This window comes from Streptomyces sp. WM6386 (assembly GCF_000972385.1).
In the GTDB taxonomy this organism is placed as follows: Bacteria; Actinomycetota; Actinomycetes; order Streptomycetales; family Streptomycetaceae; genus Streptomyces.
On record NZ_JXTE01000018.1, the window covers coordinates 77,373 to 91,381 of the forward strand.

The following is a 14,009-nucleotide window of genomic DNA, read 5'->3' on the forward strand; positions in this document are numbered from 1 at the left end:
TGATCGGGAGGAGGCCCTGACCTCAGCTGTGTGCCGCCGCCACACCCGTCGCGAAGGAGGTGTCGCAGACGGGCCGGGCGTACGACTGCGCACGCGTCGGGCCGTACACCCGCACCGCCGCACGGCCGAGCGCCCGGGCGATCGACGCACAGTGCCTGGCGAGCGAGGGGCGGCCGTTCACGGCCTCCTGGAGGTGGGTGAGGGCGATGCCAGGGTTCTCCTGCTGGAGCTCGGTCAGGAGCTTGTCGCGCAGGATGTCCTGAGGTGCACGTGCCCTGGCCTTCGAGGAGGCGCCGGCCGCCGAGACGTCGGAGGCGGTGAGCACGGAGCCCGAGGGATCCCCCGACCAGTCGACTCGGGTGACCGCGAGGGTCCCGGAGAGCACCAGGACGACGGGCAGGACAAGGGTGAGCGTGCGGCCGATACGGCGGGCGGGGCCCCGGCCGCGTCGCGTCTGTTGGTTAGTGGAGTGCTTCACGCGTGTGAGGGTAGCGCGGGGTGATGATTTGGCGACATTTAGTCACCGGTTCGGGGGATGAACTGATGCCTCGAATTGGGTAAGGCGTTGACGCACACTGCTCGAAATGCCCGGTCTGCCGGGGTATTTGTCGACAACGAAGAGGGCCCCGCAGCAGGCTGCGGGGCCCTCTTCGTCAACCTGGGTGAAATCACCTGGGATGTACTGCCTGTGGGTCAGTCGGAGAGACGCTCACCCGTGGAGGTCGAGAACACGTGGGTCTCGCCGGCACGCGGCACGACGTGCAGCGTGCTGCCCTTCTCCGGGACGTCACGGCCGCTGACACGGACGACGAGGTCCTTGGAGTCGCCGTCGAGCTTGGCGGTGCCGTAGACGTACGCGTCGGCGCCCAGCTCCTCGACCACGTTCACGGTGACCGCGAGACCCAGGTCCGCGTCCGGGCCCGCCACCTCGAAGTGCTCCGGACGGACACCCACGGTCACCGTCTTGTCGGTGATGCCGGAGACCGCGTCACGCTGGACCGGCACGACGCTCTTGCCGAACTTCACGCCACCGTCGGTGATCGGGACCTCGACCAGGTTCATCGCGGGGGAGCCGATGAAGCCGGCGACGAAGAGGTTCGCCGGACGGTCGTACATGTTGCGCGGGGTGTCGACCTGCTGGAGCAGACCGTCCTTCAGCACGGCCACACGGTCGCCCATCGTCATGGCCTCGACCTGGTCGTGGGTGACGTAGACGGTGGTGATGCCGAGACGACGCTGCAGGGACGCGATCTGCGTACGCGTGGACACACGGAGCTTGGCGTCCAGGTTGGACAGCGGCTCGTCCATGAGGAACACCTGCGGCTCACGCACGATGGCGCGACCCATCGCGACACGCTGACGCTGACCACCGGAGAGCGCCTTCGGCTTACGGGCCAGGTAGTCGGTCAGGTCGAGGATCTTCGCCGCGTCCTCGACCTTCTGGCGGATCTCCGCCTTCGGCACACCGGCGATCTTGAGCGCGAAGCCCATGTTGTCGGCGACCGTCATGTGCGGGTACAGCGCGTAGTTCTGGAACACCATGGCGATGTCCCGGTCCTTCGGCGGCAGGTGCGTGACGTCGCGGTCACCGATGCGGATCGCACCGCCGTTGACGTCCTCGAGCCCCGCCAGCATGCGGAGCGAGGTGGACTTTCCACAGCCGGACGGACCGACCAGTACGAGGAACTCTCCGTCCTCGATGTGGATGTCAAGACCGTCTACGGCGGGCTTCTCGGTGCCCGGGTAGATCCGGGTCGCCTTTTCGAACGAAACAGTGGCCATGGTGATGGGCCCCCTTCTACCGGCAGGAACGTGCCGGACGATCCGTTGTAGGAAGGTGGTGGTGTAGTCCACACAGGTGGACTGGGAGGGACGGTACCTGGCGTTTACCCGATCTGTCAGTAGTCGAGGGCGTGTGAACTTCGCCGAAATTTTCGACAGGGCGTGGCCGGGACCTGGGTAGACTGCACGGGCGCGTACGCGGCAGACGTATGCACGCCTCCTTAGCTCAGATGGCCAGAGCAACGCACTTGTAATGCGTAGGTCGTCGGTTCGAATCCGACAGGGGGCTCAGCTGAAACCCCGGGTCAGATGCTCTGACCTGGGGTTTTCATGCCCTTCCACCCAGCGCCCGCAGCGCCCCGTCCGTCAGCCGGTACACCGTCCACTCGTCCTGCGGACGTGCCCCCAGCGCCTCGTAGAACGCGATCGACGGCGCGTTCCAGTCCAGTACCGACCACTCCAGCCGCTCGTACTCCCGCTCCACGCAGATCCGCGCGAGCTCGGTCAGCAGGGCCTTGCCGTGGCCGCCGCCCCGGGCCTCTGGGCGGACGTAGAGGTCCTCCAGGTAGATGCCGTGGACGCCGCGCCAGGTGGAGAAGTTCAGGAACCACAGGGCGAAGCCGACCGCCTCCCCGGTGGCATCGTCCTGGGCGATGTGGGCGAAGGCTGCCGGGCGCTCGCCGAACAGTGCTTCGTGGAGCTGGTCCGGGGTCGCCTTCGCCTCTTCCAGGGCCTTCTCGTAGTCGGCGAGTTCGCGGACCAGGGCGTGGATGACGGGGACGTCGGCGGGGGTGGCGGTGCGGATCATGAAGGGTGGTGGCCTTTCAGGCGTCGGGCGATTTCCAGTTGTGCCGGCTCCAGCGGGCGCCCGTCCTCGATGTCCCACAGGCAGTTCTGGAGAACGCGGCCCAGTGTCCAGGCACGCGCGCGTGGGCGATCCAGAGCCAGGACGTCCGTCATGGCGTCGAAGCGCCGGCGCACCTCGTCGGGGTCGAAGCGGTTGCCGATGGCGGGGAGGAGGTCGAAGCCGGGGTCGCCGGCGAGGGGCTTGGGGTCGATGGCGAGCCAGGGCGCACGGTCTGCGGCCAGGACGTTGTCGTAGTGGAGGTCCCAGTGCAGGAGGCGGTCGCCGGGTTCGTCCACGACCTCCCGTACCGCCGCCGCGCAGTCGGCGACCAGTCTCCGCGCCTGCGTATCGGCGATCCGCTCCAGTGCCCGCGGTGTCCGTTCCACCATGGCCGCGGCGATGTCGCCGAGCGTGCGCATCCCCCGCGGTGCCGGTCCGGAGGTGAGGTGGGCCAGCAGGTGGGCGATGACCAGGACGGCCTCGCGGGAGTCCGGGACGTGGGAGAGCATGCGGGCCGGGTCCAGGCGTTCCAGGAGCATGGTGCCTGTCGCGGCGTCGTGGTCCAGCAGGCGTACCGCTCCGTCGCCGTCCCACGCGCGCAGGGCGACCGGTTCGCCTTCGCTCTCCTCGTCCAGCAGCTGGAGTTTCAGTACGGCCGGGAGCTCGTCCGTGCGGCGCACGACCGGCAGGACCAGTGCCGTGACGCCGTGCATCGCGGCGCCGTCCCGTCGTAGGTCCCACTGGTCCAGGAAGTCCGCTGCCAGTCGGGGCAGTCCGGCGATGAATCTTCGCCCTGCCTCTCCGTTGAACTTCTCCTGCGACGCCGCCAGTCCCTCCGGAATGTCGATCATCGTTCGAGGCTATCGGCGTGGGTAAATCGGGTCATGCGAATTGGCCGGGGCTTGCACAGGGTGTGGATGTACGTCCGCAGCGCCCCCGGCACGTACATCTGGCTGGCGCTTCTGTTCGGGACGACCATCGCTCTGCACCACATGTCGCCGGAGTTCGAGGAGGAGTTCCTGCGGCAGCGGTCCACCAACATCCATGAGCTGTCGAACAACCCGGTCCGGGTGCTCATCTCCAGTGCGATGTGGATCGACGGCGGGTACTGGCTGCCGTACGTCGTCCTCTACTCCCTCTTCCACGCACAGGCCGAGCGCTGGCTCGGTACGGTCCGTTGGCTCGCGGTGTGCGTGGCGGCGCATGTGCTGGCCACGCTGATCAGTGAGGGCGCGCTGCTGTGGGGGATCCGGCACGGGATGGCGCCCGAGTCCGCGGTCAACACGCTGGACATCGGGGTGAGTTACGCGCTGGCCGGGGTGGTCGCGGTGCTCACGTACCGGATCCGGGCGCCGTGGCGGTATCCGTACGGCATGGTCGTGCTCGTCGTCTACGGGGTGCCGTTGGTGACCGGGCGGACCTTCACCGACCTGGGGCACTTCACCGCCGTACTGATCGGGTTGGGGTGCTATCCGCTGGTCAGGGGGCGTCCAAGACCACGAAATCCGAAGGAGACAGCGGCCGCTCTCAGGGGCTAACGTCCCCGCCATGAGCAGCTCGGAACGCGCTGTCGTGAACGGCGGCATCTCCTTCTGGTACGCGGACGACGGTCTACCGGAGCCGCGGGAACCGCTCCGCGGTGATGCCACCGCGGACGTCGTGATCGTCGGCGGTGGGTACACGGGGTTGTGGACCGCGTACTACCTGAAGAAGGCGGCGCCCTTCCTCCAGGTCACCGTTCTGGAGCAGAAGTTCTGCGGATACGGGGCGTCCGGTCGCAACGGCGGCTGGCTCTACAACGGCGTCGCCGGTCGCGACCGGTATGCGAAGGTGCACGGCCACGAGGCCGCCGTACGCCTGCAAAAGGCCATGAACGACACCGTCGACGAGGTCGTCCGTGCCACCGAGGAGGAGGGCATCGACGCCGGCATCCACAAGGGTGGTGTCCTCGAAGTCGCCACCACGCCCGCGCAGTTGGCGCGGCTGAAGGACTTCCACGCGCACGAGCTGTCGTACGGCGAGAAGGACCGCGAGCTGTACGACGCCCGCGGGACCGCCGAGCGGATTCGGGTGGCCGGCGCGGTCGGCTCCTCGTGGACGCCGCACGGTGCGCGCGTGCACCCCGTGAAGCTGGTGAAGGGGCTCGCGGCGGTCGTCGAGGCGCTGGGGGTGACCATCCACGAGCAGACGCCGGTGACGGAGATCCGGCCCAAGCACGCGGTCACGCCGTACGGCACGGTCCGCGCGCCCTATGTTCTGCGCTGCACCGAGGGCTTCACCGCGAACCTGAAGGGCCAGCGGCGGACCTGGCTGCCGATGAACTCCTCCATGGTCGTCACCGAGCCGCTGTCCGACGAGCAGTGGGAGTCGGTCGGTTGGGACGGGCGGGAGGCGCTCGGGGACATGGCGCACGCGTACATGTACGCGCAGCGCACCGAGGACGGGCGGATCGCGCTGGGCGGGCGCGGGGTGCCGTATCGCTTCGGGTCGAGGACGGACAACGACGGGCGGACGCAGGACGCGACGATCGAGGCGCTGCGGGAGATTCTCGTGCGGTTCTTCCCCTCGCTGACCGGGGTGCGGGTCGAGCACGCCTGGTCGGGGGTGCTGGGGGTGCCGCGGGACTGGTGCGCGACGGTGACGCTGGACCGGACGACGGGGCTGGGCTGGGCGGGGGGTTACGTCGGCTCCGGTGTGGCCACGACGAACCTTGCGGCGCGGACGCTCCGGGACCTGGTGCAGCTGGACTCGGGTCAGGGTGGGACGACCGAGCTGACGGGGTTGCCGTGGGTGGGGCACAAGGTGCGCAAGTGGGAGCCGGAGCCGTTTCGGTGGCTGGGGGTGCAGGGGATGTACGCGACGTATCGGGCCGCTGACCGGCGGGAGGCGGCGACGCACAGTGCGGGGTCGTCGCGGCTGGCGCGGGTCGCCGATCGGATCGCCGGGCGTCACTAGGGTTTCGGCCGCCCCTGGAAACTCGTGAGAGCGCTGTCATACCCCTGTGCGACCATCGCCTCAACGACCGATGTTCCAGGGGGGATTCCGTGTCCGACGACCATTCCTGTCCGCCCGCGAGACGGATGGGACGAAGGCGCGCGGCCGTGTTCGCCGCCGTCGTCTCGCTGTGCGCTTCACTGTTGTCCCTGGCGGGGGCGGGCCCGGCCGTCGCCGCCGACGAGGCGGAGTGTGCGCCGCTCGCGCTCGCGGCCTTCGGCGACCCGGGGGACGCGATCGGCAAGGCGACCGTCGCGCCCGATTCGAGCGCCTGCTATACCGTCACCGTCGAGACGCCCGGCCTTTATCAGGCGCCGGCGATGGACGACAGCGGCAACGCGATGGCCAGGCAGTTGTTCGCCGCCGATGGCAGTGAGGTGGACTGCTCCGGCGACGGGTACGCCACGAGGGACATGTGCGCGGTGCCCGCGGCCGGCACCTACACGTTGAAGGTCCTCAACACCGGCTGGGAGGACGAGACCGCCTCCGTGACCCTCGTGCCGCTCGGCTCGGTCAAGGGTTGCGCTGGCTCTGTCGGCACCGACTGGGACCAGCCGGATGTCACTCGTACGACGGTGAGCCGGGTGGAGGTCGACTGTCAACCTTTCGAAGGCGAGCGCGGCGACCGGGTCCGGCTCACCTACGGTTCGAAGGTGTACGGCGACTCCCGCGCCTGGATCACCGACGCGACCGGTGCCCGGATCTGCGAGCAGTTCCCGGAGAACGACGAGGACAGCTGTGTCCTGCCCGGCGACGGCCCCTACCGGGTGATCTCGACCGTCTCGCGCTCGGAGAACGGCTTCCCCGCCGAGTACGGCGTCAAGGTGCGTCGGCTCAGCGACCCGCAGGGCTGCACCGCCGCTCCGGTCCGCCCGTACGGCGCGCTGGAGCAGCAGGACTTCACCGCCAACCCGTGCTTCACCTTCACCGCCGCTTCGGCGGGCCCGTACACCGTGCACTCGGTGGGCGAGGACCGGGAGGTCGAGGTGGCGCGGGTGTACGACGCGGCTGGGCTGAGCGTGTGCCGGTACGGTGCCGATCCGTGCCGGATCAAGGCGCCGGGCACGTACACGGCTGTCCTCGACGGGACGTACCCCTTCCGTGACACGCGGGCCGGCCTGATCGTCCTCGACCGCGCGGCCGACGACGGGTGCGTGGCGACCGGGACCGGTCTGTACAAGGGCGAGTTGAGCTCGGTCGGGCAGTACGACTGCCTTGCGCTGTCCGCTCCGCAGGGGGCCCGGATCGCCGCGCTCACCTCGCTCTCCTCGGCCGGGCTGACCCCCGAGGTGGAGGTCCTGGACCGCGCGGGCACCGCGCAGTGCGACGCGGGTGAGCTTCGTGATGGCGACTGCGCGCTCACCGGTGAGGCTCCTTACCGGGCCCTGGTGCACACCGAGGACGGCGGTGACTCGGCGACGGGTGCCTACGCGGTGGCCTTGCACCGGACCGACGTCGCCGAGGGCTGCCCCGTCCTGTCCGCCGGGAGTTTCGGCACGGGCGGCGCGAAGGCCACGCTGACCACCGGCGGCGGCGTCTTCTCGCACTGCCTGGGCATCCCGGCGGATGCGCACACGGACGCCGAGGTCTTCCAGCTGATCGCCACCTCCGGGACGGCCTCCGCGGCGTTCTCGGTGCTGGACTCCGACGGCAAGCAGGTGTGTGAGCGCTACGCCACCACCAACGGCTGGACCATCTGCTCCCTGACCCCGGGCAAGGCCCACACCGTGCTGGTCAACGGCCGGGACGAGACGGCCACCTACAGCCTGACCCGGCGGGACGTCACCGCGAGCGCTTCCTCGGCGGGCTGTACGAAGACCGCGGCGGCCAAGGTCGGCGGGCCCTCGGTGAAGAGTGGTTACGACGGTCCTGGCACGCTGAACTGCCACCAGGTGACCACCGTCGCGGCCGGCGATGTCGTGCACGTCAACGTGCGGGACGCCCTCGGGACCGCCAACAGCGCGGTCATCGCCGGGGACGGCCGGGTGGAGTGCTCCTTCCGCAACTCCCCTTGTGCGGTCACCGGGTCCACCACCCATCAGGTCCTCGTGCAGACGCCGGTCACGCTGAAGGCGGCGCCCGAGTACCGTCTGGACGCTCTGCGGATCGCGACCGCCGACGGTCCGGCGCCGGAGTGCGTGAAGGTGCCGTCCGTGGCCTACGGATACGGGCCGATCACCGGCACCTTGGACGAGTCGCACACCACGGTGTGCGCGGCGCTGCCGACCGCCGGGTTCGACCACTTCGAGACGGACATCAAGGACACCGCCGGTGCCACCAGCACGGCGGTGCCGGTGCTGTACAACACGTCGACCTGGGCCAACGGCTGCACGCACTACATCCCGGAGGGCTACGACTGCGACGCGCTCGGCTCCTCCTCGCAGAGCGCGCCGACGGTGTTCGTCCTGGGCCTGCCCGAGAAGGCGTCCAGCACCGCCTACAGCGCCGAGCTGACCTGTACGTCCGTGGTGTGTGGCACGGAGGAGACGGCGGTCACCGCGGTCAGCCCCGACACCGGCGTGGCCGGCGGCAAGGTGAAGCTGACGGTCACCGGCACGGCGCTCGGCCCCGATGTCACCGTCCGGCTCGGCCTGTCCGGCAAGACGATCACGGCGGCGGCCGACTCGGTCTCCGCGGACAACCGGACGGTGACCGCGACGCTCGACCTGACCGGCGTGGCCACCGGTACCTGGAACGTCAGCGTGATCACGCGTGGCTGGGAGTTCCCGCGCGGCACCTTCACCGTGGCTCCCCGGCCCGCGCTGGAGAACACGGCCGCCCCCAAGGTGACGGGCACGGCCAAGGCCGGGGCCAAGGTCACGGCGTCGCCCGGGAGTTGGTCGGCGGCCCCGTCCTCGTACACATACCAGTGGAAGGCGGACGGCAAGCCGATCTCGGGGGCGACGGGCAAGTCGTACACCCTGCTCGCCTCGGCGGTCGGCAAGAAGCTGACCGTGATGGTGACCGCGGTCAAGGAGGGCTGGCAGAGCGGGACGGCGACGTCGGCCGCGGTGACCGTGGCCAAGGGCGACGCGCCCAAGGCGAGCAAGCTGCCGGTGATCAGTGGGACGGCGAAGGTCGGGAAGACACTGAAGGCGTCGAAGGGGACGTGGAGTCCGACGCCCACCTCGTACGCGTACCAGTGGTACGCGAACGGGAAGGTGATCAGCGGGGCCACCAAGTCCTCGCTGGTGCTGAAGTCGGCGCAGAAGGGCAAGAAGATCACCGTGAAGGTGATCGCGCACCGTACGGGTCACAAGGACGGGTCGGCGGTGAGCAAGGCGACCAAGGCGGTCGTGAAGTGAGCCGCTGAGGCGGGCGGAGGGGCGGCCGGACGGTCGCCCCTTCTGCGCGTCAGGGTACGAGAACGACCTTCCCGGTGGTGCCGCGTGTTTCCAGCGCCCGGTGCGCGGCGGCCGCCTCGGTGAGGGGGAAGCGGTGGACCGCGGGGGTGAGGCGGCCTGCGGCGGCCTCGCTGAGGGCGCGTAGTTCGAGGGTGCGGACGGGGTCGGGGCCGCCGGCCTTCCGCATCATCGCGGGGCCCAGGACCTGCTCGGACACGCCGTCGACCAGGTAGGGCCCGCCGCCGTGGATGCCTTCTCCCGACCAGCCGAAGACGATGTGCCGGCCGCCGGGCCCGAGGAGTTGTGTGCTGTGGCGGGCGATCTCGCCGCCGACGCCGTCGAAGACGACGGTGGCGGGCCTGCCGCCGAGGAAGGCGCGGACCTTGTCGGGCCAGGCGGGGTCCTTGTAGTCGACGGCGAGGTCGGCGCCGTTCTCCGCGACGCGGGCCACCTTCCGCGGGCCGCCGGCCAGGCCGACGACGGTGGCGCCGGCGTTCTTGGCGTACTGCACGAGGAGGGTGCCGATGCCGCCGGCGGCGGCCGGGATCACGGCGACCGAGTCGGGGCCGAGGTCGGTGAACTGGAGGATCCCCATCGCCGTACGGCCCGTTCCGACCATGGCGACGGCCTCGGCGGCGTCGAGGTTCGCCGGGATCTCGTGGACGCGGTCGACGTCGGTGACGGCGAGTTCGGCGTAGCCGCCGGGGGCGAAGCCGAGGTGGGCGACGACGTGTCTGCCGAGCCAGAGGGCGGCGACGCCCTCGCCGAGGGACTCGATGACGCCGGCGACCTCACGGCCGGGGATGGTGGGCAGCCGTGTCGGTGCGGGCAGGGGGCCCTGTGCGCCCTCGCGGAGCGAGGTGTCCAGGAGGTGGACGCCGGCCGCCTCGACGGCGATACGGACCTGGCCGGGGCCCGGGAGCGGGGCCTCGACCTCCTCGTGGGTGAGGTTCTCGGCCGGGCCGAAGGCGTGCAGTCGGATGGCGTGCATGGGTGGTCCCCCTGTGGGCTGTCGGAGACCGGGCCGTGGTGGCCCGGGCCGTCGGGACCTCACTCTTCAACCTCAAGCATGCTTGAGGTCAAGGGGGTCTCGGGGCGTTGTCAGTGGTGGGGTGCAGCATGGGGGGCATGGCGAGGAGAGCGGCAGGTGGAGCCGGCGGTGCCGGTGTGAAGGGTGCGCGGCGGCCGGAGCTGCGGTTGCCGCCGTTGGCGGCTTACGACGGCGGGGGGCTGGAGCCGGACGGGGTCTACGACGGGCTGGAGTTCACGGAGGCGGACTTCGCGGGCCAGGACGCCTCGGGCGCCCGTTTCATGGACTGCGCGCTGACGGGGTGCGCGCTGGACGAGACGCGGCTGCGCAACGCGCGCCTGCTGGACTCGGTCCTCACCGGCGTCCGGGGTGTGGGGACCAACCTGTCGGAGGCGACCCTGCGGGATGTGGAGCTGGTCGACGCCCGGCTGGGCGGGGTGCAGTTGCACGGGGCGGTCCTGGAGCGGGTGGTGATCCGCGGCGGCAAGATCGACTATCTGAACCTGCGTGCGGCGAACCTGCGGGACGTCGTCTTCGAGGGCTGCGTCCTCGTCGAGCCGGACTTCGGCGGGGCCCGGCTGGAGCGGGTGGAGTTCGTGGACTGCGCGCTGAAGCGGGCGGACCTCACGGGGGTGACGCTCACGGACGTGGATCTGCGGGGCGCGGTGGAGATCGACATCGCGCGGGGTGTGGAGCGGCTTGCGGGGGCGGTCGTCAGCACCGCACAACTGCTGGACCTGGCCCCGGTGTTGGCGGGCCAGATGGGGATCAGAGTGGAGGGCTGACGGAGCGGGGACCTTCCGGCAATGTCCTGGTCGCGCGGAAGTGCGCCGAGGCCGTGCCGCTCCTCGCGGGGGCGACGGCGGAGGACGGCAATCCGGTGGGCGGGGACTCCAGGGCTGCTGATCGAGGAGCTGATGGTGTTCGGCGGGGTGACGTTCGGCCCGGCCGGGGACTGACGGGGACTGACCGGCCCGGCGGTGGGGCTCGGTACCAGGGGGCGATGCCCTCACCGCGATGGTCGGGAACGGTCAGCGGACTCTGGGGAAGCGGGCCTGGAGGGTCCAGATCGCCGGGTTCTCGGCGAGGTCGTCGTGGAGGTCGCACAGGTCGGCGAGCAGGTCGTGGAGGAAGTCCCGGGCCTCGCAGCGCAGTTCGGAGTGGGAGAAGGTCAGGGGTGGTTCCTCGGCGGGCATCCAGTCGGACTCGATGTCGACCCAGCCGAAGCGGCGCTCGAAGAGCATGCGGTCGGTCGACTCGGTGAAGTCGAGTTCCGCGTGCTGGGGGCGGGAGGCCCGGGAGCCGGCCGGGTCGCGGTCGAGGCGTTCCGCGATGTCACACAGCGCCCACGCGAAGTCGAGCACCGGCACCCATCCCCAGGCTGTGGACAGTTCCCGGTCCGCCTTGGTGTCGGCGAGGTAGACGTCACCGCAGAACAGGTCGTGGCGCAGCGCGTGGACGTCCGCGCGGCGGTAGTCCGTCTGGGGCGGGTCCGGGAAGCGGTTGGAGAGGGCGTAGCCGATGTCGAGCACGTACGAGATGGTGTCACGGCGCGGCGGGAGGTCGGACGGGGTGAGCGTGCGCCCGGTCCGGGGCCGCGGTGGGGTGGCGGTGCGTCGGGTCCGGGGCCGCGGTGGGGTGGCGGTGCGCCGCCCTAGGATCACGGTCATGTCCCGTTCCGTGCGCCTTGTCCCGGCCTGTGCTTCCGTCCTGCTCGCTCTCGCGCTCTCGGCGTGCACCAGCGGTGGAGGGCAGGGCACCCCCGGCGGCTCCGGTGTGCGCGACCCGTACTTCCCGAAGGCGGGCAACGGCGGGTACGACGTGGCCCACTACGCGCTGCGGCTGTCCTACGACCCCGACGCGGACCACCTGTCCGGCACGGCGGCCGTCACCGCCCGGGCCACGCAGCACCTGTCCGCCTTCGACCTGGACCTGAAGGGGATGGACGTCGAGGAGGTCACGGTCGAGGGCGAGAAGGCCCGCTGGAACCGGTCCGGGCAGGAGCTGACCGTACGCCCGGGAGACGAGCTCGATAAGGGGGAGACCTTCGAGGTGCGGGTCCGCTACTCCGGCACCCCGCAGACCATCACCGACCCGGACGGCTCCGAAGAGGGCTGGCTGCCCACGGAGAGCGGCGCGGTCGGACTCGGCGAGCCGACGGGGTCGATGGCGTGGTTCCCCGGCAGCCACCACCCCTCCGACAAGGCGGCGTACGACATCGCGGTCACCGTGCCTGAGGGCCTGCGGGCCGTGTCCAACGGGGAGTTGACGGGCGAGACGACCAGCAAGGGCCGTACGACCTTCACCTGGCGCACCGCCGAGCCCATGGCGAGCCATGTCGCCACGCTCGCGGTCGGCGACTACGACATCCGCCGCTCCACCGCCGGTGACCTCCCGGTGTACACGGCCCTCGCCCCGGGGCAGGCGAAGGCGAGCGGGAAGGCCCTGGCCCGGCTGCCGGAGGTCATGGAGTGGGCGGAGTACAACTTCGGCCCGTACCCCTTCTCCTCCACCGGCGCGATCGTCGGCGGCGAGCACGACGCCGGGTACGCGCTGGAGACGCAGAACCGCCCCTTCTTCCCCGGCGCCCCGGACACCGGGCTCCTCGTCCATGAGCTCGCGCACCAGTGGTTCGGGAACTCCGTCACGCCCAGGACCTGGCGGGACATGTGGCTCAACGAGGGCTTCGCGACGTACGCGGAGTGGCTGTGGGAGGAGGACGAGGGCGGCGACAGCGCCCAGGAGACGTTCGACGCGCTCTACGACCACGGCGAGGACAGATTCGAGGACCTCTGGTCCTTCCCGCCGGCGAAGCCCACCAGCGCCGCGCACATCTCCGACGAGGGCCCCATTTACCAGCGCGCCGCGATGGTCGTCCACAAGATCCGGCAGACCGTCGGCGACGACACCTTCTACGACATCGTCCAGGGCTGGACGGCCGCCCACCGCCACGGCAACGCGGACACCGACGACTTCACGGCGTACGTGCAGAAGCAGGCACCGGACGAGGACTTCGACGCGATCTGGGCGCAGTGGCTGTACGGGGAGGGGAAGCCGGAACACCGCTGAGCCGGCCGGTTAGGGCCGGCCTGAGCCGGCCGGTCAGGGTCGGCGTTCGAGGTCGTGGCGCTTGGCCTCGCGGGTTTCCGGCGGCGAGCGGGGCCACGGATCTCCCGCAGGCAGGCCCAGTCAGGCTCAGACAGGCGTCCTCGATCGTGGCGGCCAGCGGGGGGCGGTACACAGATCGGAGCCGTCTCGGACGCACCCCGCTACACGCATCGCGACGGCCCTCACAACGCGGGAACCCCCGGCCGAAGCCGGGGGTTCCCGCGCAGCGTGGTGTGCCTGTGTCCGTCAGACGTCAGACGTTCACACCGAAGTCCGACGCGATGCCCGACAGGCCCGAGGCGTAGCCCTGGCCGACGGCGCGGAACTTCCACTCGGCGCCGTTGCGGTACAGCTCGCCGAAGACCATGGCGGTCTCGGTGGCCGCGTCCTCGGACAGGTCGTAGCGGGCGATCTCGGCGCCGCCGGCCTGGTTGACGATGCGGATGTACGCGTTGCGGACCTGGCCGAAGTTCTGCGAGCGGTTCTCGGCGTCGTAGATCGAGACCGGGAAGACGATCTTGTCGACGTCGGCCGGGAGGCCCGCCAGGTTGACGTTGATCGCCTCGTCGTCGCCCGCGCCCTCGCCGGTGCGGTTGTCACCGGTGTGGACGATGGTCTGGTCCGGCGTCTGCTTGTTGTTGAAGAAGACGAAGTGGCCGTCGGAGTAGACCTTGCCCGTCGGGTTGACCGCGATCGCGGAGGCGTCGAGGTCGAACTCCGTGCCGGTGGTGGTGCGGACGTCCCAGCCCAGGCCCACGGTGACGGCAGTCAGGCCCGGAGCCTCCTTGCTGAGCGAGACGTTGCCACCCTTGGACAGGCTTACAGCCATGGTTGGGATCCTTCCCTCGTTATGCATTGCACAGGCGGTACGGGCTTGAAAGCTACATCTACCCCCAAGAACGCG

At 70.3% G+C, this 14,009-nt stretch carries 12 protein-coding genes and 1 tRNA gene; 6 read left to right on the forward strand and 7 right to left on the reverse strand.

Annotation, left to right across the window (positions count from 1 at the left end):
* Positions 1-22: 22 nt before the first annotated feature.
* Complete coding sequence (locus TN53_RS14025) at positions 23-478, reverse strand: hypothetical protein (RefSeq protein ID WP_046258780.1); 456 nt, start codon at positions 476-478, stop codon at positions 23-25.
* 215 nt (positions 479-693) lie between these two features.
* Positions 694-1,782, reverse strand: a complete 1,089-nt coding sequence (locus TN53_RS14030; protein WP_046258781.1) for an ABC transporter ATP-binding protein — start codon at positions 1,780-1,782, stop codon at positions 694-696.
* 215 nt (positions 1,783-1,997) lie between these two features.
* Between TN53_RS14030 and TN53_RS14035 the strand changes: the two genes are divergently transcribed.
* A tRNA-Thr gene (locus TN53_RS14035) sits at positions 1,998-2,071 on the forward strand.
* 39 nt (positions 2,072-2,110) lie between these two features.
* Here the strand turns inward: TN53_RS14035 and TN53_RS14040 are convergent.
* Together TN53_RS14040 and TN53_RS14045 are read right to left on the reverse strand one after the other, a co-directional pair.
* On the reverse strand, positions 2,111-2,590 hold the full coding sequence (locus TN53_RS14040) for a GNAT family N-acetyltransferase (RefSeq protein WP_046258782.1): 480 nt from the start codon (positions 2,588-2,590) through the stop codon (positions 2,111-2,113).
* Positions 2,587-3,480, reverse strand: a complete 894-nt coding sequence (locus TN53_RS14045; protein WP_046258783.1) for an aminoglycoside phosphotransferase family protein — start codon at positions 3,478-3,480, stop codon at positions 2,587-2,589. Before TN53_RS14045 ends, TN53_RS14040 begins: the two co-directional genes overlap by 4 nt.
* Before the next feature lie 33 nt (positions 3,481-3,513).
* Between TN53_RS14045 and TN53_RS14050 the strand changes: the two genes are divergently transcribed.
* The 3 genes from TN53_RS14050 (at position 3,514) to TN53_RS14060 (ending at position 8,928) form a co-directional block, all read left to right on the forward strand.
* Positions 3,514-4,167, forward strand: a complete 654-nt coding sequence (locus TN53_RS14050; RefSeq protein WP_046258784.1) for a rhomboid-like protein — start codon at positions 3,514-3,516, stop codon at positions 4,165-4,167.
* A gap of 10 nt (positions 4,168-4,177) precedes the next feature.
* Positions 4,178-5,584: an NAD(P)/FAD-dependent oxidoreductase gene (locus TN53_RS14055; protein WP_199924570.1), complete on the forward strand. Its 1,407-nt coding sequence runs from the start codon at positions 4,178-4,180 to the stop codon at positions 5,582-5,584.
* Positions 5,585-5,730: 146 nt separating this feature from the next.
* Positions 5,731-8,928 carry an IPT/TIG domain-containing protein gene (locus tag TN53_RS14060; RefSeq protein ID WP_234441593.1) on the forward strand — a complete coding sequence of 1,066 codons (3,198 nt, stop codon included), beginning with the start codon at positions 5,731-5,733 and terminating at the stop codon, positions 8,926-8,928.
* A 49-nt stretch (positions 8,929-8,977) separates the two neighbouring features.
* Here TN53_RS14060 and TN53_RS14065 read toward each other — a convergent pair whose 3' ends face one another.
* Positions 8,978-9,958, reverse strand: coding sequence for a zinc-binding dehydrogenase (locus tag TN53_RS14065; RefSeq protein WP_046258786.1), 981 nt, complete (start codon positions 9,956-9,958; stop codon positions 8,978-8,980).
* Between the two features lie 137 nt (positions 9,959-10,095).
* Between TN53_RS14065 and TN53_RS14070 the strand changes: the two genes are divergently transcribed.
* The gene (locus TN53_RS14070) at positions 10,096-10,782 is read left to right on the forward strand and encodes a pentapeptide repeat-containing protein (protein WP_095046480.1); all 687 of its coding nucleotides are present in this window, start codon (positions 10,096-10,098) and stop codon (positions 10,780-10,782) included.
* Positions 10,783-11,028: 246 nt separating this feature from the next.
* On the opposite strand, the gene TN53_RS14075 is transcribed toward TN53_RS14070, so the two are convergent.
* Positions 11,029-11,529, reverse strand: coding sequence for a hypothetical protein (locus tag TN53_RS14075; RefSeq protein ID WP_046258823.1), 501 nt, complete (start codon positions 11,527-11,529; stop codon positions 11,029-11,031).
* Between the two features lie 136 nt (positions 11,530-11,665).
* Here TN53_RS14075 and TN53_RS14080 point away from each other — a divergent pair, with 136 nt between their 5' ends.
* On the forward strand, positions 11,666-13,066 hold the full coding sequence (locus TN53_RS14080; RefSeq protein WP_046258788.1) for a M1 family metallopeptidase: 1,401 nt from the start codon (positions 11,666-11,668) through the stop codon (positions 13,064-13,066).
* Between the two features lie 292 nt (positions 13,067-13,358).
* Here TN53_RS14080 and TN53_RS14085 read toward each other — a convergent pair whose 3' ends face one another.
* On the reverse strand, positions 13,359-13,934 hold the full coding sequence (locus TN53_RS14085) for a TerD family protein (RefSeq protein ID WP_046258789.1): 576 nt from the start codon (positions 13,932-13,934) through the stop codon (positions 13,359-13,361).
* Between the last annotated feature and the right edge of the window lie 75 nt (positions 13,935-14,009).

Coding starts and splice junctions, on each gene's coding strand:
- TN53_RS14045 (WP_046258783.1), bottom strand. CDS start 3,480: ATGATCGACATTCCGGAGGGACTGGCGGCGTCGCAGGAGAAGTTCAAC.
- TN53_RS14085 (WP_046258789.1), bottom strand. CDS start 13,934: ATGGCTGTAAGCCTGTCCAAGGGTGGCAACGTCTCGCTCAGCAAGGAG.
- TN53_RS14040 (WP_046258782.1), bottom strand. CDS start 2,590: ATGATCCGCACCGCCACCCCCGCCGACGTCCCCGTCATCCACGCCCTG.
- TN53_RS14050 (WP_046258784.1), top strand. CDS start 3,514: ATGCGAATTGGCCGGGGCTTGCACAGGGTGTGGATGTACGTCCGCAGC.
- TN53_RS14055 (WP_199924570.1), top strand. CDS start 4,178: ATGAGCAGCTCGGAACGCGCTGTCGTGAACGGCGGCATCTCCTTCTGG.
- TN53_RS14030 (WP_046258781.1), bottom strand. CDS start 1,782: ATGGCCACTGTTTCGTTCGAAAAGGCGACCCGGATCTACCCGGGCACC.
- TN53_RS14065 (WP_046258786.1), bottom strand. CDS start 9,958: ATGCACGCCATCCGACTGCACGCCTTCGGCCCGGCCGAGAACCTCACC.
- TN53_RS14080 (WP_046258788.1), top strand. CDS start 11,666: ATGTCCCGTTCCGTGCGCCTTGTCCCGGCCTGTGCTTCCGTCCTGCTC.
- TN53_RS14070 (WP_095046480.1), top strand. CDS start 10,096: ATGGCGAGGAGAGCGGCAGGTGGAGCCGGCGGTGCCGGTGTGAAGGGT.